The organism is Psychrobacter sp. ASPA161_9 (genome assembly GCF_051970275.1).
Lineage (GTDB): Bacteria > Pseudomonadota > Gammaproteobacteria > Pseudomonadales > Moraxellaceae > Psychrobacter.
Genome location: NZ_JBEFNI010000001.1, coordinates 382,653 through 406,511, shown reverse-complemented (window position 1 = coordinate 406,511; position 23,859 = coordinate 382,653). Strand labels below are relative to the sequence as shown.

20 protein-coding genes are annotated in these 23,859 nt (G+C 41.6%); 5 read left to right on the top strand and 15 right to left on the bottom strand.

Going from position 1 to position 23,859, the window contains the following annotated elements:
- Positions 1 to 119: 119 nt before the first annotated feature.
- Entirely contained in the window at positions 120 to 1,655 is a 1,536-nt protein-coding gene (gene purF / locus ACTQ9S_RS01515; RefSeq protein WP_068036077.1) for an amidophosphoribosyltransferase, read from the top strand.
- Between the two features lie 111 nt (positions 1,656 to 1,766).
- Here purF and ACTQ9S_RS01510 read toward each other — a convergent pair whose 3' ends face one another.
- From ACTQ9S_RS01510 to yajC, 6 genes are all read right to left on the bottom strand, one after another.
- Positions 1,767 to 2,126, bottom strand: coding sequence for an AzlD domain-containing protein (locus ACTQ9S_RS01510; protein ID WP_068328017.1), 360 nt, complete (start codon positions 2,124 to 2,126; stop codon positions 1,767 to 1,769).
- Complete coding sequence (locus tag ACTQ9S_RS01505; RefSeq protein WP_440453681.1) at positions 2,119 to 2,760, bottom strand: AzlC family ABC transporter permease; 642 nt, start codon at positions 2,758 to 2,760, stop codon at positions 2,119 to 2,121. The genes ACTQ9S_RS01510 and ACTQ9S_RS01505 overlap by 8 nt, the downstream gene beginning before the upstream one ends.
- A 249-nt stretch (positions 2,761 to 3,009) precedes the next feature.
- Positions 3,010 to 4,410 carry an MATE family efflux transporter gene (locus ACTQ9S_RS01500; RefSeq protein ID WP_440453429.1) on the bottom strand — a complete coding sequence of 467 codons (1,401 nt, stop codon included), beginning with the start codon at positions 4,408 to 4,410 and terminating at the stop codon, positions 3,010 to 3,012.
- Between the two features lie 209 nt (positions 4,411 to 4,619).
- A complete protein-coding gene (gene secF / locus ACTQ9S_RS01495) occupies positions 4,620 to 5,903 on the bottom strand; it encodes a protein translocase subunit SecF (RefSeq protein ID WP_350656832.1) in 1,284 nt (427 codons plus the stop codon).
- Positions 5,904 to 5,912: 9 nt separating this feature from the next.
- Positions 5,913 to 7,790, bottom strand: a complete 1,878-nt coding sequence (secD, locus tag ACTQ9S_RS01490; protein ID WP_068036066.1) for a protein translocase subunit SecD — start codon at positions 7,788 to 7,790, stop codon at positions 5,913 to 5,915.
- A 345-nt stretch (positions 7,791 to 8,135) separates the two neighbouring features.
- The gene (yajC, locus tag ACTQ9S_RS01485) at positions 8,136 to 8,414 is read right to left on the bottom strand and encodes a preprotein translocase subunit YajC (RefSeq protein ID WP_068036063.1); all 279 of its coding nucleotides are present in this window, start codon (positions 8,412 to 8,414) and stop codon (positions 8,136 to 8,138) included.
- A gap of 662 nt (positions 8,415 to 9,076) precedes the next feature.
- Here yajC and ACTQ9S_RS01480 point away from each other — a divergent pair.
- From ACTQ9S_RS01480 to ACTQ9S_RS01470, 3 genes are all read left to right on the top strand, one after another.
- Positions 9,077 to 10,231 (top strand): CNNM domain-containing protein, encoded by a 1,155-nt coding sequence (locus tag ACTQ9S_RS01480; protein ID WP_440453679.1) that lies wholly within the window; start codon positions 9,077 to 9,079, stop codon positions 10,229 to 10,231.
- 364 nt (positions 10,232 to 10,595) lie between these two features.
- Entirely contained in the window at positions 10,596 to 11,090 is a 495-nt protein-coding gene (locus ACTQ9S_RS01475; protein WP_068328008.1) for a hypothetical protein, read from the top strand.
- A 331-nt stretch (positions 11,091 to 11,421) separates the two neighbouring features.
- The gene (locus ACTQ9S_RS01470; RefSeq protein WP_068036059.1) at positions 11,422 to 14,418 is read left to right on the top strand and encodes a LysM peptidoglycan-binding domain-containing protein; all 2,997 of its coding nucleotides are present in this window, start codon (positions 11,422 to 11,424) and stop codon (positions 14,416 to 14,418) included.
- A gap of 122 nt (positions 14,419 to 14,540) precedes the next feature.
- Here ACTQ9S_RS01470 and ACTQ9S_RS01465 read toward each other — a convergent pair whose 3' ends face one another.
- On the bottom strand, positions 14,541 to 15,746 hold the full coding sequence (locus ACTQ9S_RS01465) for a transglycosylase SLT domain-containing protein (protein ID WP_068036057.1): 1,206 nt from the start codon (positions 15,744 to 15,746) through the stop codon (positions 14,541 to 14,543).
- Positions 15,747 to 16,718: 972 nt separating this feature from the next.
- Positions 16,719 to 17,561, bottom strand: coding sequence for a Nif3-like dinuclear metal center hexameric protein (locus tag ACTQ9S_RS01460; protein WP_440453427.1), 843 nt, complete (start codon positions 17,559 to 17,561; stop codon positions 16,719 to 16,721).
- A 348-nt stretch (positions 17,562 to 17,909) separates the two neighbouring features.
- Between ACTQ9S_RS01460 and ACTQ9S_RS01455 the strand changes: the two genes are divergently transcribed.
- A complete protein-coding gene (locus tag ACTQ9S_RS01455) occupies positions 17,910 to 19,256 on the top strand; it encodes a S1C family serine protease (protein ID WP_068328001.1) in 1,347 nt (448 codons plus the stop codon).
- Positions 19,257 to 19,357: 101 nt separating this feature from the next.
- On the opposite strand, the gene yfaE is transcribed toward ACTQ9S_RS01455, so the two are convergent.
- The 7 genes from yfaE to ACTQ9S_RS01420 all read right to left on the bottom strand — a co-directional run bounded on the left by yfaE (position 19,358) and on the right by ACTQ9S_RS01420 (position 23,501).
- Complete coding sequence (gene yfaE / locus ACTQ9S_RS01450; RefSeq protein WP_068036052.1) at positions 19,358 to 19,624, bottom strand: class I ribonucleotide reductase maintenance protein YfaE; 267 nt, start codon at positions 19,622 to 19,624, stop codon at positions 19,358 to 19,360.
- A 247-nt stretch (positions 19,625 to 19,871) separates the two neighbouring features.
- Positions 19,872 to 21,005, bottom strand: a complete 1,134-nt coding sequence (nrdB, locus tag ACTQ9S_RS01445) for a class Ia ribonucleoside-diphosphate reductase subunit beta (RefSeq protein WP_440453425.1) — start codon at positions 21,003 to 21,005, stop codon at positions 19,872 to 19,874.
- A gap of 97 nt (positions 21,006 to 21,102) precedes the next feature.
- A complete protein-coding gene (locus tag ACTQ9S_RS01440) occupies positions 21,103 to 21,474 on the bottom strand; it encodes a hypothetical protein (RefSeq protein ID WP_068327995.1) in 372 nt (123 codons plus the stop codon).
- Between the two features lie 23 nt (positions 21,475 to 21,497).
- Positions 21,498 to 21,785 (bottom strand): type II toxin-antitoxin system RelE family toxin, encoded by a 288-nt coding sequence (locus ACTQ9S_RS01435; protein ID WP_440453423.1) that lies wholly within the window; start codon positions 21,783 to 21,785, stop codon positions 21,498 to 21,500.
- The gene (locus ACTQ9S_RS01430) at positions 21,775 to 22,026 is read right to left on the bottom strand and encodes a type II toxin-antitoxin system Phd/YefM family antitoxin (RefSeq protein ID WP_440453422.1); all 252 of its coding nucleotides are present in this window, start codon (positions 22,024 to 22,026) and stop codon (positions 21,775 to 21,777) included. Before ACTQ9S_RS01430 ends, ACTQ9S_RS01435 begins: the two co-directional genes overlap by 11 nt.
- Before the next feature lie 588 nt (positions 22,027 to 22,614).
- A complete protein-coding gene (locus ACTQ9S_RS01425) occupies positions 22,615 to 23,181 on the bottom strand; it encodes a DUF6680 family protein (protein WP_440453420.1) in 567 nt (188 codons plus the stop codon).
- A gap of 92 nt (positions 23,182 to 23,273) precedes the next feature.
- Positions 23,274 to 23,501, bottom strand: a complete 228-nt coding sequence (locus ACTQ9S_RS01420) for a hypothetical protein (protein ID WP_440453418.1) — start codon at positions 23,499 to 23,501, stop codon at positions 23,274 to 23,276.
- Between the last annotated feature and the right edge of the window lie 358 nt (positions 23,502 to 23,859).

The window sequence follows — 23,859 nt, the reverse complement described above, 5'->3', positions numbered from 1 at the left end:
CAATGAAGTAATTATCAGTATATAAATATCATCAGGTCATCGGTTAACTGGCACATATCACTGCCACTAAGTTTGCCGTTATTGCGTTACTAATGTATGGTTTTAAATAGGACATAACTATGTGTGGAGTCGTTGGGGTTGCAGCTCATGAGCCAGTCAACCAAATTCTTTATGATGCCTTAACTATGTTGCAACATCGTGGTCAAGATGCCGCCGGTATTGTGACTTTGCAGGATGGGCGCCTATACTTGCGTAAAGAAAACGGTATGGTTCGTGATGTTTTTATGAACCGCCATATGGTCAGACTGGTTGGTAAGTTCGGTATTGGTCATGTTCGCTATCCTACTGCGGGCACGTCAAGCAGTGCGGAGGCGCAGCCATTCTACGTAAACTCTCCTTATGGAATTACCTTGGCACACAATGGTAACTTGACCAATGCAGAGAGCTTGGCTAAATCGTTATATCAAGATGATCGTCGTCATTTAAATACCGATTCTGATTCTGAAGTATTGTTAAACGTGCTTGCCCACGAGATGCAAAACTTAGGCAAAACTCATCCAACGCCTGATGATATTTTTGAAGCGGTAAAAGCAGTTTATGCTCGCTGTGAAGGTGCTTATGGCGTAGTAGCAATGATTACGGGTCATGGCTTATTAGCATTTCGTGACCCTAATGGTATTCGTCCACTTATTTTTGGTGAACGTTTAGCTGCCAACGGTGGCACAGAGTATATGGTTGCCTCTGAGTCAGTCGCATTGACAGGTTGTGGCTTTAGCATCATCCGTGATGTTAAACCTGGCGAAGCTATCTTCATTGATTTAGATCATAAGCTGCATACGTATCAATGCGTAGAGCAACAAGAGTACACGCCTTGTATTTTTGAATACGTTTATTTTGCGCGTCCAGATTCTATTATGGACAATATCTCTGTCTACAAATCTCGCCTACGTATGGGCGAAAAACTGGGTCAGAAAATCCTTAATGAATGGGGCGAAGATCACGATATTGATGTAGTGATTCCAATTCCGGATACTTCGCGTACGTCAGCGATGGAGCTGGCACTTAAGATGAATATTAAGTACCGTGAAGGGTTTATGAAAAACCGCTACATCGGTCGTACCTTTATTATGCCAGGTCAGCAGCAACGTAAAAAGTCGGTACGCCAAAAGCTTAGCGCAGTACCGTTAGAGTTCAAAGACAAAAACGTCTTATTGGTTGATGACTCTATTGTGCGTGGTACTACTTGTCATGAAATCATTCAAATGGCACGTGATGCAGGCGCGAAAAAGGTATTTTTCGCCAGTGCTGCGCCACCGGTAAAATACCCTAACGTGTATGGTATTGATATGCCAGTACGTAGCGAGCTTATCGCTTCAGGGCATAGTGTTGAAGAAGTGCGTAATATCATCGGTGCTGATCGTCTGATTTTCCAAGACTTAGATGATCTTATCGATGCGGTAAAAGATACGAAACATAGCCGAGTGGAAGGCTTTGATTGTGCCGTATTTAACGGTTGCTATATCACTGGTCAAATCAATGAAGCTTACCTTGATCACCTGCAAGAGCAGCGTAGTGAAACCGCTAAAACAGGCAAGAAAGGCGTACAAGTTGTCGCTGATACTCCTGTCGATATGATGGGTGTGGAAGAGTTTTAAGCAGCTATATAGCTTAAGAGATGACGATATTTAAAGACAAAAGGCTGGATTCATTATGAATCCAGCCTTTTTTATTGTGTCTAATTTGAAGTTATTAGTTTAAAAAAACTATTAACTTAAAAAGTTATTTAATAGCCAAAGTAGAGCATTAATCGCTGCGATACCGACGACCATGCTTACCAATAACTGACGGCTGACATGGTACACAATGAGCACTAGCGCTAATGCACCAATCTGAGCCAGTAATAATTGTACTTGTGCGCTATTTAGCCCGGTACTAGCGGATAAGTCTTGATAGGAGAGGCTAGTTAAAATTAATAACACCATGACTGATAGCGGTAGGCTCTCATTTAGTCGATGCAGCCAAGGCGTATCAAGAAGCTTTTTGGGTATCAAGGCGGGAATAGCACGAGTAATAAAAGTAACTCCGGCCATAGCGAAAGTGGCTGCAATCAAATAGCTGCTATTCATTAGTCTCTCCTGTTACTTTACGCTGTACCCAAAAACCACGCGCCAAAATCATCAGCATGCAAATGGTGATTGCTACTAACAACAGCCAGTTACTAGTAAATAGTGAGGCGATAGCCAAAGCAATGACAGCGATACCAATAGGGAAGTAGCGTTTGATACTTTGGAATTGTTCGTAAGCCAAAATTGCGAATAAACAAACCAATGCAAAGTCTAAGTGTGGCACCAAGTCGCTAAGAGTGCTGCCTATCATTACTCCAATGATAGAGGCCAATACCCACCAGCTTTGGTTAAACAAACTTATCGGTAATATGAGTGCGCGTCGCGTCTCATTAGGTAAGCTAGTCATTACTGAAAATGTCTCATCAGTAAGTGCAAATAAGCAGTAAGCTTTAGCCAGTTTATGCGTAGGGAAATACTGTAGCAGTGGCATCCCGTAGAACACATGACGTAGGTTGATGGCTGCAATGTTGGTCGCGATACTACCAATCGGCAAACCGGCGCTAAGCATCGGTAGACAAGCGTATTGTGCAGCGCCCGCATATAAGACGATACTCAGCATAATAGTTGCCCATATTGGCACTCCAGCGACCTGAGCAAGAACGCCAAAGGCGATACCTGCAGGTAGGTAGCCCATGGCAACTGGAATGCTTTTTTTGAAGCCCTCTGCCCACTGATAGGTAGAGTCTTGATGTTGTTCAGAGTAAGTGTTCACGAGATATCCTAAGATTGTCTGACTTTGCTATTTATTAAAGACTCTTTCGTTACAAATTTTTGTTCACGTAAATGATGACTGTCAAGCTATGTTTCCTTCAAGCTATGTTTCCTTCAAGCTATGTTTCCTTCAAGCTAAGCTTCTTTCAAATTAGGCCTCTTTTGTAGGCTATCAAATTGGCTGTAATTTTTCATAGCTACCTGTTCTATGTGCATGGTATAAAAAGCCACTGAGAATAAACATGCGTAATAATAACAAGCACCAAACACTGAGCCAAATACCCGTCATATCCCACTGCTGATATAGCAGCCAGCTAAGCGGAAAAAAGATAACGGCTAATATCAAGGCGGCATTACGAATGACATGGCCTGCGGTTAGACCAAAAAATATTCCATCGAGCCAATAAGCGCCCACACCAATGAGTGGTAGCAATATCGCATAACCTTGATAAGCATTGGTTAAGGTAAAGACCGTTTCAATATTGGTCATGAGATCTAGATAGGTAGGCATTGCAAGCCACCAAATCGCGCTTAACAGTAAGGCGAGACCGTAGCTGACCACTCCTGTACGCTTTACGATAATACGAAAGCGCGGCCAATCTCGCCGCCCTGCTGCTTGACCACTTAAGGTCTCAGCTGACACTGCCACACCATCAAGTGCGAAGGCTGAAATGCTCAATACTTGCAATAAAATTGCATTGGCTGCCAAAACCAAATCGCCACTTTGAGCGGATAGACGAGTAATCCATGCAAAACTTAAGGTTAAAATGAGCGTACGAATAAAAATATCTTTATTTAGCGAGAATAGCCTAAGCATTTTTTTTTTAGTAAAGTGCTGTGGATCAACCTCAAAAAAGGCTATCCAAGTCAATTGCAAATTCCGGCGACTAAGCCATAACGCTAATACAACCCCTGACCAAAATGCGATAGTAGTCCCTAGAGCAACGCCAGCTATTCCCAACTGCATACCATAGACAAAAAATAGCGTCAGAATGATATTAAGGATGGCAATAAAACCTTGCTGATAGAGCATATAGCGAGTCTTACCTTGCCCTGCAAACCAGCCAATAAAGGCAAAGTTCATTAGCTCAGCTATGACACCCCAAAAGCGCACATCTAGATAAATCTTTGCAGCAGCACCACTATCAGGATTGGCTGACAACGCTTGCAAGCCAAAATCTATGAGCCAAGGCTTCGCTAGTAGGAGCACTAGACCAATGACGACGGCTAGTAAGAGCGCACGCTGCAAAATAGACAGGAGCGGTGATGCTTTATGCTGCAAGTTTATAGAGTCGTTATTATCAGCAAGTTGCCCTAAAGCCTGTGCGGATAAACCAGAAGACGCATACTGCAAAAAGTTAAAGCTAACGAGTAATAGGGACAAAAGCTGTATCGCTAGCCCCATACCTGCAAGCTTTGCTGCATCATTCATATTGCCGACGATAGCCGTATCAATCACGCTTTGTAGTGGCATCGCTAAGTTTGCTAGTAATACTGGAACGGCAATCGCGATAATGCGCGTATAGCGAGTATCAATAGGTGGCATAGCTTTTGGCGGGGTAGTCGTTGGCATAAAATGATCGCTTGTGCATAAAACACAGATGATAGTACCCGTCAGTGTATTGCATAGGTGCGGGATGAGCTTGTACTATTCGATATATTTGGTAATTATATAAAGATAAAAGCACCTAACTAATAGGTGCTTTTATTTGATGCTTTAGTTATGTTTAGGACAATGCTGCTATTGTTAAAAGTCAGCATTATCCAAACAACTTTTTAAGATTAATCTTGTTCAAACATCTTTGGGTCATTGAAAGTAACAATCTCTTCCTCAAACTCAGGCTTCACTTTAACGATGAAATCATCGCGTGATAGACCCATTCGAAGAGGGATAGAGCTAGCGATATAGGTTGATGAATAAGTACCAGCAAGTAGACCAATGAATAGTGCTACTGAGAACCAATACAATCCATCACCGCCCAAGAACATCATTGCTAATACAACTAACAATACCGTTGAAATAGTCATAATAGTACGACGCAGGGTCTCTGTTAATGACAGATCAACCGTCTGATAAGGACTGATGCCACGGACACGACGGAAGTTTTCACGAATACGGTCATAGACGACAATAGTATCGTTCAATGAATAGCCAATCAATGCCAAGATAGCTGCTAATACGGTTAAGTCGAATGGAAAGCCGAATAATGCAAAGACACCGATGGTGACGATAGCATCATGAAATAATGACATTACTGCGCCAAGCGATAGCTTAAATTGGAAGCGTAGGGCCACATAACCAAGCATACAAACCAGTGCCAGCACTAAAGCCATTACTGAGTTTAAGTACACCTCATTACCGACTTGGCTACCGATAATATTAACGTTACTGATATCAGCATTATTATTGGGTAGGGCTAGTGCTTGAGTCAGACTTGCGCTTAGTCCGTCAATATTATCAGATTGTGGTGGCAAACGTACTAATAGCTCTTGACGGGTGCCTAGATACTGTACGACAGCATCATCAAAACCATTATCAGCCAGCGCTTGTACGACTTCGACTTGCTCGGCAGGCTGCTCATAACGCACGTCTGCTGAAACCCCGCCAGTAAAGTCTAAACCTAAGTTGAGGCCATTCACAGCAATCGCAATGATACTACCAATCACCATCAATAGAGATAAAATTGCCATAGGCTTTTCTATCTTCATAAATGGAATAATGCGCTGATTACCAACCGCTTTAATGCCGCCTTCTTTTACAGCAGCGTCATCAGCAGCACTATCAATCAGGTGGTTATGATTGTTATCAACAGCAGCGTTAGATGCTTGGGTGCTCAATGCCTGATTATCTTTAGTGCCTTGAGCACTACGACGAGACTTATCTTTGCCAGTTTTTGCAGTCGTAGGATTATTAGCTTGGGTATTGCTACCTTTACCATCACGGCGTGGCTTGTTACGGCGACGACGTTTGTTGTTTTCGTTAGGACTGTCACCTGCACCGCCACCTGAGCTGCTAGATGTCGGCGTGTTGTCATTCTTTGGGGGATTATTCTGTTCAATCGCCATGTTATTCTCCTAGCCGATACTCAAACGTTTGATAGATTTACGCTTACCATAAGCAATTTGTACCAGTGCACGTGTTACCAAAATCGCGGTAAACAGCGAGCTGACGATACCAATAGCTAAAGTAATCGCAAAGCCTTTAATCGGACCAGTACCAATCGCAAATAAGATAAATGCGACCAACAACGTGGTGATATTGGCATCGAAAATACTACTAAAAGCACGGTCGAAGCCTGCTACGATTGCAGATTTTGGCCGCACCCCGTTCGCTAGCTCCTCTCGGATACGCTCAAAGATTAGTACGTTGGCATCTACCGCCATACCGATGGTCAAGACCACGCCAGCAATACCCGGTAAGGTAAGCGATGAGCCTAAAATTGACATAATCGCGATGATAATGATGACGTTAACTGCTAGCGCTACGTTGGCAATTACCCCAAACAAGCGATAAAAAATAATCATAAAGGCGAATACTAATAGATAACCGACCTGAGTAGAAAACAGACCTTTAGCAATGTTTTCTTGACCTAATGAAGGTCCAATCGTCCGTTCTTCAACGAAATACATCGGTGCAGCCAGTGCTCCTGAACGTAATAGTAGTGCAAGCTCAGCAGCTTCAGCATTACTATCAAGCCCTGTAATACGGAATGATGAGCCTAATACCGCTTGAATATTAGCGCGGTTAATGACTTTGGTCTCAGCATAAGGAGTGCGTACTTCGACAGATTCACCAGTAGTAGGGTCTTCTTCGTAAGTGATTCTTTGCTTATTTTCAATAAACAATACCGCCATTTGGTCACCAACAGCAGTACGGGTAGCGTTTTGCATGAGCTTCCCGCCAGCGCTATCTAAAGTGATATTGACCTCAGGGCGACCGCTTTCATCAAGACTGGTCTGGGCATTGGTGACCTTATCACCAGTGACGATAGCTTGACGCTCTAGTAATACTGGCGGACCATCAAGCGTTTCGAACGGGAACGATTCAGTACCAGCAGGAGGTATACCACCCATGAAGTTTTCGCTGTCTTTAGCGACTAGGCGGAACTCAAGGTTTGCAGTACGACCAAGTACACGTTTGGCTTCAGCGGTATCCTGTACACCAGGTAACTCGACAACGATACGGCTAGCACCTTGTGACTGTACTAAGGCTTCGGTAACGCCAAGCTCAGCAATACGGTTGCGTAGGGTCGTTAAGTTTTGATTAACTGCATAGCTATTAATCTCATCCAGCGTCGCATCGTTATATGCCATGATTAGCGCAGGGCCTTGGTCATCGATAGAGGACTGCAAACTAAAATTCAACCCCATTGAGCCTTGTAAAACATTTTGCGCACGGTTACGCGCGTCGGTATCAGCAAAATGCAATATGATACCTTGAGCCTCAGTTTTAATGCCTTTGACTGCGACACGCTCGGCCCTTAGCTCACGGCGCACGTCACGACTCGCACTGGTCAGACGCTGCTCTAAGGCTTTGTCCATATCCACTTCTAGAACGAAACGTACCCCGCCACGTAGATCTAGACCCAGCTTCATCGGCTTTGCGCCGATATCACGGAGCCACTGCGGTGTTGTTTGTGCTAAGTTAAGCGCAACCACATAATCATCGCTAAGATTTTTCTTTAGAACTTCTTGTGCTTTGAGCTGAGAGACTGGATTGTCTAAGCGTACCAGTGCGCTGTTGCCCTCAAAAGTGCCATCATGGTAGCTTATACCAGCTTCTTTTAGCAGGCTTTCTGACTCGGTCAAAATGCCTTCAGATAGCTGAGTACCCGCTGCAGCACTAGTAATCTGCACAGCAGGTTCATCAGGATAAAGGTTGGGAGCAGCATACAGACCAGCAATGATCAGCACGACGGTAATGAGTAAGTATTTCCAAGCGGGATATTGCATAATCACTTCTTTAAGTTGATAAAGTACTGGCGACGCAGGCCACAAGTCAGCAGATGGGACGTTCGTGATTACAATGGATAACTACCGCAATTAGTATGAGTAATTATTCACCATTGAGATCATCCGCTATGATAAGAGAACGTAAAGCTAAGCATCATAAAACGACTACACTATGAATCGTAATATATACGATAGAAGGTAAGTCCGCTATCGTCAGTCAGTTAGGTAACTAATTTGACAATCTAGTAGCAGAAAATGACCGTAAAACGTTAACGGCCATTTTTATCAATATACTGGTTGATACTAAGATAATGAATGTTAGGCGTGAAGCTTTACCATTAACATTTATACGCTCTCTATAGTACCTGTAGGCAATACTGAAATAACAGAAGCGCGCTGTACTTTAATGTCGGTATTGTTGTTTAAGCTTACAATAGCGTAGTCGCCTTCAAGGCCTTTGATACGACCCATAAGTCCGCCAGCAAAAATCACTTCGCTACCAACGGTCAAAGCATTTACCATGGCACGATGTTCTTTGGTACGTTTAGACTGTGGACGGATCACTAAAAAGTAAAAAATAGCAAAAAAGGCGACTGGTAATAATATTTGACCGAATGCTTCCATATCTCTCTCAATAAATTATAGATAATAGTAAAATTAAACGCATAGTAACAAAAAATCCCAAGCTTGGTAACTGTTAATCATGGGATGAGTGTATTTTCCTTGGCGCACTGGCATACTAGCAGCCGATATCTATTACGACAATCCTTTTAAAGCATTATCTATAAAAATAAAAGCGGCTGTATATAAGACTATATTACGTAACCAGATATTGAAGTTACATCTGTTTAACACCATGAATAGCCATGCTAATCGCACAACTTTTTATTTATAATGGATTTTTTCTAGACAGGTAGATAGCATGACATTTTATTGTTAAATATAAGCATCGGTGCTAATATCAAATTGTTGATTATGTTTCTTGTCTATGCTGATAGTAGCTGGTTTGTAGCTCTATTACACAGTGCTATTTTTATTAGATGAGAGCTAACCGCTACCAGTCATTATATTTACTAGCAATAAAACTCATTGTATTTTATCCTTTTTCATTCTCTTTTTTGTTTAGGTTACCTAACTTGTTCACCACTTTTTCGTTTATACCTCGTCTATGTCGTCCGCGCGCTTATCGTAAAGAAGCGTCTGCTGAACCTCCCCCGACGACACATGATTACACATGCCCTAGCAATAAGTCCGCATTTGGTTTATCAGCGCTGATAGCTGTACCAATGGTTTTTTTACCTCATTCAGCATTGGCTGTTGAAGCTTCGGCCATAGCTGCCCCAACTGCTGCAAGTATTGCTCTGTTAGTATTCTTTGTTGCTATTGCCATTGGTGTGTCATTTGTCTGCTCCTTAGCAGAGTCAGCATTACTCAGTATGACCCCGTCATATATTGCTGATGTTGAAGAAAGCAATCCCAAAAAAGCAAATATGCTAAGACGCCTGAAGATTGATAATATTGATCAATCGCTAGCGGCTATTTTGACGTTGAATACTGTAGCACACACGTTAGGTTCGATTGGCGCTGGTGCACAGGCAACGATTGTCTTTGGTAGCGCCTGGTTTGGACTGTTTTCTACGATTATGACTTTGGCAATCTTGTTTTTATCTGAGATTATTCCAAAAACATTAGGAACAGTATATTGGCGTCAGTTAAGCGGTATGGTGGCTTACTTTGTACGTGGTATTATTCTTCTTCTATATCCTCTCATTTGGTTCTCAGAGCGTTTGACCAAATTGCTTGTGCGCGGTAAAGAGACTCATGTCTTTAGTCGTCGCGAGTTTGCAGCTCTTGCTAGTATTGGCGAAGAATCAGGTCAAATCGATCCATTAGAATCACGAATCATTCGTAATTTACTCGCGTTTGGCGCGATTAAAGTCGAAGATATCATGACACCGCGTTCGGTGATGCTGGCATTTGAGCAGAACAAAACAGTTGCCGAAGTACTGGCTGATCGTCCAAAACTGACTTTTTCGCGGTTACCTATTTATGATGGTGATCTAGATAATATTACTGGTTTTGTATTAAAAACAGATATGTTGTTAGCGAAAGTCAATCATGCTATGCATAAGCCGTTAACACAGTTTCAACGCGAGATTACTTTTGTATTCTCAAAAATGAAGCTATTCGATTTATTAGAATTAATGCTAAAAAACCGTATTCATATTGCAATCACGGTAGGCGAATATGGTGAGGTTAAAGGTCTAGTGACTTTAGAGGATGTCTTCGAGACTTTATTAGGGCTTGAGATTGTCGATGAGATAGATCGTGTTGAAGATATGCAAGCATTAGCACGACAAATGATGGACAGACGAGTAGAGCGTTTGGGCATGAAGCTTAACGATGATGAACAGACGATAGATGATAATACGAAACCTTAAAACTCATTGATAAGCTACTGAAAGTTTTTGAAAAAAGTTATTGGCTATATGTAGTAGGAGAATAGGCAGGTATGCACGCAATAATTACACATGACGTTACATGGGTGTGAGGATTTAATGCTAGGCTAAAACTGCCTCTTAAAAAGCTTAAATTAACTTTAAGTAGTGGATTAACTGTACTGTGTAGCTTGTCATGGCAACCTATTATTTCTTATCAGGTACGACGTCAAATAAGTATAGATAATGACTATGCCGATATATCAAAATTGATATGTCAAACAGCTCATTCGATTATAAAAATATCAATAGAATAGAGCCACTTAACAAAAACTAGATAATAAAAGAGATACCGCTAAGGATCACAATGAAACGATTATGGAATAAAGGGCTATTAGCTCTAGTTATTAAAAGTGCTAGCGTAGCTACGCTAGCGGCTGTAGTTGGTACGGTTGCTATTAATGCCCAAGCAGCAACGATGAGTGAAGGCTTGGTGCAGAACTATGCAGCTGCAATGAAATTAGCTGCTAATAATAAAAGCATCAACCAAGTTGCTACCCTAGTGTCTGATGATGCATTGATTTCATTATCTAGAAAAGGAAAATCTACTAGCCTTGACAAAAATGCTTACTTAAAATTACTGCAAGATAGTTGGAATCAAACTTCAAACTATCGCTATGATATCAGCGTTGATAACATTGTCACTACTGGCTCACAAGCTAAAGCAAACGTCAAGACGGTTGAGAGTTGGGTAAAAGACGGCAAAAACGTTTCGTTTGTGACCACATCAAGAGTTACGCTTACTTTATCTACTGGGAACGCTGTGTTATTACGTGCAGTATCACAGGTAACTATTGATTGAAGTAATTACTAATTAAATTAATTACTGATTGAAGTAATCATCTATTAAAATAGCTGTTAATTTATTACAGTAAATAATGGCTAGGTAATTATTCAACTAGCATTCGTTAGCTGAAAAACTGTTTAATAAGCCAGTTATTGTCACTAGTGATTACCGTCACTAGTAAAGTGTAAGCGCTAAAAATATAGCCAAAAATAAGACATCTAACCGTATTATTCTAAATTTTATAGACAATCTTCTACAGAAGTATAGTTTTTGGTTTGCATTGCATACTATACTGTCGATTAACTTTATTTTTATCACTTTTTGTCGTTAGGAAAATTCTATCATCATGTCTACTGTGTCATTAAAATCCCGCTCATTTATTGCTTTACCACTGACGCTTGCGGTGTCGACTTTGCTTATTAGCGCATGTAGTAATACGTCAGCAGTGAAAGGTACAGGCGCTACCAATAGCTCGCCTGTTGTGACTAAGCGTCCAGCTAATCAGTCTGGAGCTGCTCGGCCAACCACAAGTGATGATTACTCGACTGCATTTTTGGATGCAGAGAGCTTAGATGAGTTGGCGGACTTATTAGAAGCTACTGACATGACGATGGTGGAAGATAACAAACTTGCTATTCAACAGTACGGTGATTTATGGAATCGCTTGCGTGCTGGTTATCGTATGAATGGTGGTCAGCCTATCTATAACCAACGGATTGAAGGACAGAAAAGTTGGTTTACCAGCAGACAAGACTATCTAAACCGCTTAACTGCGCGTGCAAGTCGTTATATTTATCATACGGTACGTGAAGCTGAGCGCCGTAATATTCCCACTGAGCTTGCTTTGCTGCCAGTCATCGAAAGCTCCTATGATCCAAGTGGTACAAGTAGTGCAGCAGCAGCAGGCTTGTGGCAGTTTATTCCAAGTACTGGTCGTATCTATGGTCTGAATCAAAGTAGCACCTACGATGGTCGTCGTGATGTCATTGAATCAACACGTGCAGCTTATGACTTCTTGACAGCGTTACATAATCAGTTTGGTAGTTGGGAGTTAGCATTAGCCGCTTACAATGCTGGTCCTGGTCGTGTGCAAAGGGCAATTGATGCCAATGCGGCAAACGGATTACCAACTGACTACTGGTCACTCAGACTGCCTACTGAAACCATGAACTATGTACCGCGTTTTTTGGCTGTTGCCGAAATCGTTGCTAAGCCTGAGCAATATGGTGTTTATTTACCCGCCATTGCCAACCGTCAGCATTTTCGCAGTGTGCCAGTTAACTACGGCGTAAGCTTGGCCGAAGTAGCCCAAGTTACTGGGGTTAGTTATGACGAACTAGAAAGATTAAATACTGCGCTAACGTCAGGACGTATCGATTCATCAGGCCCGCAGCGTATTATTATTCCTAATGACGTTAATACCAACCTTGATGCTAAGCTTATATCGTTGAGAGGGAATGGTACAGGTAATATACTTGCTTCAAGCAGTACGAGTAGCTCAAGCAGTACCACTACGACGCCAAGCTATAATGGCAAACCGTACACCAGCTCATCATTACCTTCTACTGGTAGCGGTTTGGCTGATTATGCTGCTACTGCTAGCGTTCCACAGCAAACAACCAGTTATATTTCGCCAACGCTGACATCGACTAGTAGCTCTGGATATAACAGCAACTCATCTATCCGTAATGAACCACCTATTACTAGTAAAGAGACCAGCAAGATTAATGCTGAGCTACAAAGCAGTAATAGTTTGCCAACTACTTCAGCTCAAATTACACAAAATAATACCATTGTTCAAGAGCCGCCTCTTAGTAAAGAAGAGCGTGATTTCATTGCCAATCAGATTCGAACTAAAACGACTGAAACCAATGTAATCAATGCTGACGGTAATATCAATCTATCAGCGGTACAGACTCAGCAGTCTATCTTAGAAGCGAGTGGGGAAGAGAAAAAACTTAGCTTTGCAAAAACGCCAGTGAGTAAGCCAAAACCTCAAGGCACACGTACCACTTATACCGTAAAACGTGGTGATACCTTATCTAATATTGCTAGTCGTGCTGGGGTAAGCTGGCGCGATATCACTGAGTGGAATCAAATAGATTCCAAAGCAAAGTTATTGTCTGGTAGCACCCTGTATTTGTATAATGCGAAGACTATTGAGCCACTAAGTAGTGCTAATACAACGACTGAAAGCCAGCCAGATAGCTATGTAGTGCAGTCGGGTGATACGCTCATCGGTACGGCTAATCGTTTTGGTTTATCCGTGACACAGCTAGCAAGTTACAATAATTTAAGTAGCCGTTCTGACTTAATGAGAGGGCAGAAGCTATGGTTGATACCCGGTAAAGTAACAGCGCCAGCTAGCACACCTGCTGCGCCGTCTTCTAAGCCTAGTAAATCTACCACTGCGACTAAGAACTATAAAGTTAAATCTGGTGATGGTTTGATTGCCTTAGCACGTCAATTTAATATCTCAACTGATGTTCTAGCTAGCCTCAATGGGATACGCACGACAGACTCGTTATACGTGGGTCAGACGTTGAAAATACCTGCCAGTGTTGACTTTACTTCTGCTAGCAACAACTCTAGTAGCACAAGTACAAATAGTAGTGCTAGCAGCTCAACCCCTACTAGTCGCTATACCGTAAAGTCAGGTGAGACGTTAATTGGGATTGCTAATAGCATCGGCGTAAGTGCAGAAGAAGTAGCAGCAGTTAATAGTAACTTTGATGCTAGAGCTCGCTTGCAACGCGGTCAGACGATTAAAGTACCAGTATCTAAGGCAGAAGTGAATCGTCAGTTAAATGATCAACCAATAAGCTATAAAGTACAATCTGGAGATAGTTTAACGGGCGTTGCCAGCCGCTACAATATCGGTGTCAGTGACTTGGCCTCAGCGAATGGTCTGAGTACGACTTCAAACTTGATACTTGGTCGCACTATTACTATTCCTGCTAGTGGCGGTAGTGTCAGTACCTCTAGTAACAGTAGTAGTGCCGCTTCTAGCAGCAGTAGCACCAGTACTGGCAAAAAACTTGGTAACACTGAGAATTACAAAGTACAGTCAGGTGATGGTTTGATCGCTCTAGCGCGCCGTTCTGGTATTTCAGTAGAAGACTTAGCGGCAACTAATAACCTAGCGACTAATGCTCAGTTACAGCGTGGACAGACAATCAAATTGCCTAAGGCGACAGTTAGATATACGGTTGGCTCTGGCGATAGTCTAATTGGGCTGGCACGTAAATATGGAGTCTCAACTCAAGAGCTTGCTGATATGAATAAAATCTCGGCAGATACTATGTTACAACGTGGTCAGCGTTTGACAGTACCTAATCGTTGATTTTAAATAGTATTTACTAAATAGTAAGTACTATTGGCAAAATGTTAACCAAAAAAAGCTGCTCTTATTATTAAGAGCAGCTTTTTTTATGTTTACGCCTTTTATCAACTCAGAGGTTAGGCCTAGACCATACGAGTTTTAATGGTTTCAAGATAACTTCTGATATTACTTACGTAGTGCATCGCTTGACCATATCGGCTATTTGAGGCTCTATTTTCTGATAGATAGGTATAGACGTTCGCCCAGTTTTTATCGTCAATACCTGCGTCACTAAGTTTGCGCTGAATACCTTTAATAGCATTAGGACCCATATTATAAGCAGCGAGTGCAAACCAAATCCGATCGGTCTTTGGCACATCAGCAAAGTCAGTTTTCATCTGCTCTAGATAACGAGCGCCACCGCCGATGCTTTGATAAGGGTCTACACGATCTGAGACCCCCATGGCTTTTGCAGTATTGTTGGTTAACATCATCAAACCACGTACACCTGTTGGCGATACTGCATTGGCATCAAGATGCGACTCTTGATAACCCATTGCCACCAGCAACTCCCAGTCATGATTGTAGTTACGCGCTTGCTCTTTAAAAGAAGACTGATAATCAGGCAGCTTTTCTGTCAGAGTCTTTTTAAAATGGTTTTGACTGTACGCATCTTTTAGCAAGTTCTGATTATAGAATGCTGCAAGCTTTTGCGTATTTTCGAGCTTGATGCTATCACATAAAAAGTAACTGGCCTTTTGTGACAATGGATCATCAGCTTGGTTGAACGTCCAGCTGACTTTTGGATGCAAGCCATTTTTAGTCAAGCTAGCATCATAACCGCAGCTGACATTGACCGACGATAGATTAAGCTGACTTTTTAGCTGCGTGCTAGCAGTAGTTAATGCCATATCAGCACTACCTGATTTTAGCGCTCGCAATGCTGCTTCTTCGCTCGCATAAGCCTTTAGATCAACCTTGACTCCCAGCTCATCAGCGTAGCTACGTACCAGATCATAACCAAAGCCATGTTGGAAACCATCGGTCGCAAAATAGGTGCTATCTCCAGGGACAGCTGCGATAGTTAGCGTCTCCTCCAGCATGACATGATCATACGCTGGCACTTTTGGGTCCATCATTGTCAGACTCTCAGCAGGTAAAGAGAGTAGGGCAATACTCGATACTTGTGCCATTTTTTTCGTCTTGGCAAAACGGTTTGACTTAGTAGGGGTAACGGATGAAACGATGTTACTTTTGGTGCTAAGTGTGCGCTTAGGACGCAGTAAATAAGAAATACGGCGTTTAGCACCTTGCGCAGATACTTTGACACGATAAGTAATACGCTGCATGGATGTCTCCTGATTTTAGCCATCCTACTTACCGTAAAGCTGCAATTATCGTCATGACTATCCAAAAAGCTATTCTAAATAACTAAACAGCAGATAGACGATAATATTGCATCTTAAATGATGATAGGCTCTTTAATAGCACAAGCACTACCGCATCTTGTATCAATATAGATATTATTATCATAAAGGCTTTCAATATAAGGTTTAATAATAAACCCATAAAAAGCCTTATAAACCGTATGCTTAAGCTATAGACGTAACATAAACTAAGCAGCATAAATAAAGGTAACAGGTAATGACAGTTATGTCACCTTTACCGATAACGGACTAAAATACTATATTGAACATAGGTAAGGTCATGAATAAGTTATTGAGACAAATGCATAAGTAATAATATTGTTGTAAAAGTAAGCGGCTATATTGATCTTAACCAAAATTAATTTTACTGTACTATCACTAGCAGATTCAGCAGCCTATGAATAACTGATAAGGCAGCATATTGCTAATACACTAATGTCCAGCAACGTTGATCATTAACCATATGAGTTTTGTCGTATCAAATGTTTTTAGCGCAAATGACACGTCATTTCTTAAAGTTAATGTACACAATCATTGCAACGTTAAGCTGAGAGAATACTAATTATCCGTAATCTGTCATAGATATACGGATAATCGCTCATTAGCTCAACGTTATAACCGGAGGCCATAGTAAATGGGAAGTTTCATGACAAAACGTTCTTTTGCAAGTTAACTTTATGCGGTTTATAACACCATTATTCAAGTAAAGTTAATAAAAGAGTGATAAAACTTAACAATTAAGGAATAGACGGTCAAAAATAGCCATTATATTCGTATAAGTGAATAAAGTCTATTTTCTCAAAGGTTAAAGGGGTTGAGCTGGTTAAAGATTATGAGCTCGTCAATATCTCGCACTGATAAAAGCTGGTTATCTAGAATGCTGGTCATGTAGAGCTATGCGGGATTGTCGATGTCTATAAATGTGACTGGCAGTCCAAAATGCTCAGTAACCAGTTTACCTAACGCCTGAATGCCGCCTCGTTCTGTCGCATGATGACCACAGGCAAAATAGTCAATCCCAAGCTCTCTAGCACTATGAGTAGTGCGCTCAGATATTTCACCAGAGATATAGGCATCACAGCCCATCGCTGCCGCTTGCTCAATCATATCTTGTGCACCGCCTGTGCAGAGACCCACACGTTCAATCAGTTTTGGTGCTGTAACATTGGTTTGATCTGATTGGTCATTCGCAGAATAGTGATAGTTACCTGAAATATGTAAAGGCACGCGTCCCAATGCTTGAGTAATCGTTTGGATTAATGTTTCAGCACTTTGCGGAGTACAAATGGCGATATTGCCGACAGGGTGCGATTCATGAGGATAAAGCGCTTCGGTAATGGTTAATCCTAGCATCTCAGCGAGCTTAGCATTATTACCAATGGTAGGGTGCGCATCAAGAGGTAGGTGATAGCCAATCATAGAGATACCGTGTTGCATCAATTTACGAATGCGTCGACCTTTCATACCAGTGATAGGCTCAGGTTCACCTTTCCAAAAGTAGCCATGATGTACCATGATGGCATCAGCTTTTGCCTCAATTGCAGCATCGATTAAGGCTTCACAGGCAGTAACGCCTGTAACAATGCGTCTGATAGGCTGTCCGCCATCTACTTGCAATCCATTAGGTGCATAGTCTTTAAAGGCACTCGCAGATAGATAGTCATCGCAAAATTGGGTCAAGGCTTGTGCGGTAATCGCTGTATTTGATGGTTCAGTTAAAATATCTTTCGCGGTCATTGTGTGTCCTTATCATTTCAATTGATATAATGATTTCAGTTGGTCAAGCGAGCGTAATTGATAAACAAGTTTTTATGGCAATCATTCTAGCATGATGTTGTAAATGAGGAGATAAACCCCATAACTGAAATGGTACACGATACGTTACTATTTTATGGTGTTGCCAGTTATAATTTACCTACGTGAGCCTGTCTAATAGATAGTGTCTGACTTATTAATAGCTGATTTACAGCAGCTTATCAACCGATTAATAACCGGTTAACAGCACCTACTTAATAACAATTTAATCGCAATCGTCTCACCACATTTATCACTGTCTGTCCGTATCAAATTTATAGAGGTTTATATATGTCGTCATCCCCAAACACCAACAATAAGGCAACTCTGTGGAAGTGGTTGCCTTGGATATTACTGCTGATAATAATCGCAGCGTTTATCTGGTTGTTTATGAGTATGAAGGCACCATCTGAGACAACGTGGGAGCCACCAAGGACGACGGCTGCTGAGCAGGAAGCGTTAGCACCTACTTCTGATAAGCCAGCACCCATCGCTTCTTATCACAATGCGGTGGCGCGAGCCTCGCAGTCAGTGGTAAATATCTATACTACCCAAACGATGGCTGAGCATCCTTATATGGATGATCCAGTCTTACGCCGCTTCTTTGAGTTCCATGGCGGACCGCAAGGTCAAGGGCCGACTAACCTAGGTTCGGGTGTCATCGTGTCAGAGGATGGCTATATCGTCACTAATGCTCATGTCATTGAAAAAGCGGATGAGATTACCGTTGCCTTCAATGACGGCCGTAAAAGCCGCGCCAAAGTTATTGGTACTGACCCAGATAGTGATCTAGCAGTTATCAAGGTTGATATGACTGGACTGACGCCATTAGGTTTTCGTGAAGCGCCTAGTCGCGTTGGTGATTTAGCCTTAGCGATTGGTAATCCATTTGGGGTCGGTCAAACGGTCACTCAAGGGATTATTTCAGCGACTGGTCGTACTGGTCTTGGCGTTAATAAGTTTGAAGACTTTATTCAGACAGATGCTGCTATCAATCCAGGTAACTCAGGTGGCGCGCTCGTCGATGCTCGTGGTGAGCTAGTCGGTATCAACACCGTTATCTTCTCCCGCTCTGGCGGCTCGATGGGTATTGGCTTTGCCATTCCAACCGCTATCGTTGAGCAGGTCATGAATGCGCTCATTAAAGACGGTAGAGTTAGTCGCGGCTGGCTAGGTATCGAAATCCAATCGCAACTACGCGACCCAACGCGCCTTGAAACTTCAACAGGGGTAGAAGTCCTGAATGTCGTCGCTCAAGGTCCTGCTGCCAAAAGTGGTTTAAAAGTCGGTGATGTGATCTTGACGATTGATGGTATCGAGATGACTGATGCAAACAAGCTTATTCAATACGTAGCACGTAAAGCACCAACGACTGAGCTAAATGCACAAGTATTGCGCAATGGTCAAAACAAGCAGGTTAAGATATTGCTTGAAGAACGTCCTGCCCAAGAAGTCGTGGAGGTTGAAGAGCCAAGAATCTTGCATGATGACAGGTTGAATGGTCAAGGTAGTCCAGATAGTCAAGGCGAGCAGCAATATTACGATGATCCAAATGCGCCTATGATGTCGGAAGAAGAGCGTAATCGTATGCGTGAAGAGCTGCTAAAGTTGTTTGAACAAGATGCTGCTGCCCAATAGTCAAGACAGATATATATAGCAAGCAGTCATGTATAAAAAAGCGCGCTATCTTATTTAGATAGCGCGCTTTTTATTGATTTTAACTTTTAATAAATGAGGTTTTATTTCACAATAGGTTCATGGTTGATATAAATCACGCCTTGCACACGGCAACAGCAAGGCAATATCTCATCATCCTCAATCATGGCTAATGGTTCAAATGGATAGTCCACCAAGTGTGAGCTGGCAATGCGCTTGACTCGGCAGCTACCACAATAGCCCTCGCGGCATTGATAGTTGACATCGTGTCCTGTACGTAGCAGCCCATCGAGCAGACTTTCATCATCATGCAGATAAAACTGTTTTTTACTGGTCATTACCCAAGTCATAGTTGATCCTATTTTAACTGGTTTGATTGTCCCAGTTTTCTTTGAGTGTTACCTTATTTAATTAGGGCGTGTTCATTTAGAGCGCGTTGAACGCAGCCTAATAAGTCCTTACTAAAACTAAAATGGCTTAAGCTTAAAGGATTAAGATTAAGCCATAACTATTAAGGTTAAGCGTTGCAAAGTTAAACTATTAAAAGTTAGCTTTAAAATATTAGTCTTAGAGCATTAGCCTTTAAAATACCAGCCTTTAAAGCTCAAAGTCATCAAAATCACTGTTTGATAAATCTGAGTCAATCTGACCTACCAAGTAAGAACTGATTTCCGTCTCTTGTGGGGCGACTTGGACGTTATCAGAGGATAGCCATGTATTAATCCACGGAATCGGATTTGATTTCGATTTCGGGAACGCTGATGGCAAGCCAACTGCTTCCATACGTAAGTTAGTAATGTATTCAATATACTGGCATAAAATATCTTTATTCAGACCAATCATTGAGCCATCTTTAAACAAATAGCTGGCCCATTCTTTTTCTTGCTCTGCCGCTTTAACAAAAATCTCAATACTTGCCTCATAGCACTCATGGGCAATCTCTACCATCTCTGGATCGTCTTTACCGTTACGCATAAGGTTAAGCATATGCTGCGTACCAGTCAAATGCAGCGCTTCATCACGAGCGATAAGCTTAATAATTTTGGCATTACCTTCCATCAATTTACGCTCAGCGAAGGCAAACGAGCACGCGAACGACACATAAAAGCGAATAGCTTCTAAAACGTTGACCGCCATAATGCACAGATACATCTGCTTTTTAAGCGACTTCAAATCGACGGTGATTTCTTTACCGTTGATATTGTGGGTACCCGGACCATACAAGCTATAGAGCTGCGAATTGCGGTACAAGTCGTCATAGTATTTGGCGATGTCAGACGCACGCTCTAAAATGTGCTCATTTTGCATAATGTCGTCAAAGATAATGCCTGGATCATTGACGATATTGCGAATGATATGAGTATAGCTGCGTGAGTGAATAGTCTCTGAAAACGACCAAGTCTCAATCCAAGTCTCCAGCTCTGGAATCGATACCAATGGCAATAGCACCACGTTTGGGCTACGACCTTGAATCGAGTCGAGTAGGGTCTGGTATTTGAGGTTACTCAAAAATATATGCTGCTCATGCGAGGACAAATTACCAAAGTCCATGCGATCTTTTGACACATCAACTTCTTCTGGACGCCAAAAGAACGATAGCTGCTTTTCGATCAGCTGCTCAAAGATGGGATGCTTTTGTTGGTCATAGCGGGCAATATTGACCGGCTGACCAAAGAACATCGGCTCTTTCATAGCATTGTTTGGCGTTTGGGAAAAAATCGAGTAAGTCATGGGACTGCCTTTATAATTGATACGGTTATTAATTTATATGGGTTTGACTGGCTTTGATTTGATGTTATTACACGTTTTCGGATTATAGCTTTTTAGCTTAGAGGTTCTCTAGTGATATCTGTGACGACTCTTGTCCGTCGTTCATATAGGCTTTAAAAATTTCGCTCAGTTCACTATCATCGAGTGCTTCTAGTTCATCAAGTGCGCTTTTGCGTAGGGTACTCACATCCATATCTTCCGCTGCTATTTTTGTGTCCTTTTTAGCCGTTCTCGATACTGGCTTTTTAGCTGCTTTTGCCACGCTTTTTTTGGTGATGGCTGTCTTTGATGCTTCATCCACACCTAACTGCTGACGCACCTCTGCAATATCAACCTCGACTTGTACGATATGCGAGCCACCATCGTTTAGGTCTGAAAATACATTTGGGATAAACAAACCACCGTCTTTGATGATTGCGGTATATTGCACATGACCTCCGTCGTTTTTATAAATTATGGTTGGCGTGACACAAGGCTTTCATATACCTTATTGTTTTCTCTTTTGCCTACGGCTAGCACATAAACCACCACTACATCATCTTTTACGGTATAAACCAGACGATAGCCTATGGTGCGTAGTTTGATTTTATAGGCGTCTGTATGTCCTGAGAGTTTTGAAGCAGGAATACGAGGGTTCAATAAGCGCTGCTGTAATTTTTTCTTAAACTGCTGCTGAATACTGGGCGCTAACTTTTTCCATTCTTTTAATGCTAAAGGATGAAACTCAAGATTATAGGTCATCCAACGTTACCTTTACAGGTATTTGCCCGTCATTCATTCGTGCGCTTACATTTTGGCTTAATGCCATATCGTCCATCGCTTCCATCATGCGCTCATACATATCTGTTGAAACTAAATAAGCCACAGGTTTATTATGATTTAAAATAGCAATGGATTCACCATCCGACTGTTTAATCAGTGCCGAAGGGTTGGTCTTTAGTTCTGAGATGCTAGCTGTCTGTGTCGCAAATATTGGTTGCATGACTCATTCTCCGCTAATATTAAGCTCTAAATATAGGGCTAATATTAGCACGAAAATTAGGTCTTATTTGTTATTGTATTAAATTTAAATATTTTGGGTAGCCAATCCCGCCTACCGCTTGTATCTGCCTAGCCGCTGGCGTGCAGTCTATTGTTATTAGGAGGATACCGCTACGGAATTTGCGAAAATGCAAATTCCCTTGCACTCGGACGAAGCAGTGCTTCGTTATTTCCTCGCTCAGGGGCTAAAAATCTTGTTAGGGTAGAGCTGATCTTTCTTACTAATATTGCTATTTATGATTATTTCGTAGGGTGCTTTTTAAGCACCGTTAAACTTAACTTTCAAACTATTGGTGCGTGGAACGCACCCTACATCACAAGCCAACATAAGCCTTAGAGTTGAATATGTTTTGCGTAGGCTGTGGCTTTACCCAGCAACCTGCTCTTGCAAAGTTACAATGCTGGGTTAAAAACCTAGCCTACAACATCCGCTACGATCTAAAGGTAGGTTAGTGTCGAGGAACGAGACCCAACAAATTATCTATTTAAAATTGTTGGGTGGTGCAAGTTCTGATCAACCTACGCTTGATTAATAAGATAGTTTATCACTCTGATTCTTAGTTTTATTTTGCGATAAACTTTCAATAGTTATTGGAATAGCTTTTTCACCGTCTAACACTTCTACCAACCCTTGAAGTAACTTGAGTTTGCTGTTCTCAATATGTTCATGGCTAATAGGTCTATACCAGTCCTTTTTAATTTGGACGTTATCGAACTCATATCCAAGATCCTGACCCATGGCGGATAACAAAGATATAAATAGATCAGTCGCTTGTTTATCCCAATTATCTATATATTGTGACTCTGTATTTAAGTAATCTTTATATAGCTTCCATGCAATCGTAACTTCTTTCTCACTATTAGATTGTTTATGTTTTCCAAAACGGGTTTTTCCATAGAATTCTATATCTATCATATTCAATGCAGATACGTGCTCTGCGGATAACTTGATTCCACGAGTTGACATTAATACATGGAAGATACTAAGCTTTTTGTTTCTATGTTCCTTACTATATTCAAGAAGTTTTTGAATTTGCACTGCGAAGATAGGACCAAGAAAAACAGCTAAAATCGTAACTATGTCTGTAGCATCCATAAATTTACCTAAATAACTAAAAATTATTTTAATTATGGTAGGTTGGTGTCAACAAACAACGTCCAACCTACAATTGCTACAACTTTAACTATCTACGCTAGTCTTTTAGCGTAGTTGCCTTTGACTTTTCTACCAATATAGCTATTCAAGCCATCTCCAGATTTCGCGAGTCTTTTCATCTCTTCGATATCAGGGACCCCAGTTGATGCATAGTTATATAGGTACGCTGCACCTGTTTTGAAACGCACAGTGATTGAGTCATTACTGATTTCATAAGCACTGACACCTGAATCGTTATTTAAATCACGATATGTTTCCATATACTTTTACCTCTCGTCTAAGTTTGTTTTAAAAGATGACTATTACTTCATCGATTTTCTTGGACAAGTGGTATGGTTTAAATTAGAATGACGTCTCTTTAGAGGTTATTCTATTGCCATACCACTTGTGGATGTCGATAGTCTCAACTTCCTGATATTGAATATTGGCGTATTCAGTATCTCCGATGGCATTGGTGATTTATCATCAATGTCATTTTTATTTTCTTCTATCGTCTACTTCTTGTGCCACCCCCTTATATACACCTTTCATACCGCTCATAAATTGACCTGTACTAGCGTTTCTTTTGAGGGAATGCTCAGAATTACTTGGATGCTTTATCTGAGTACGATTTATAAC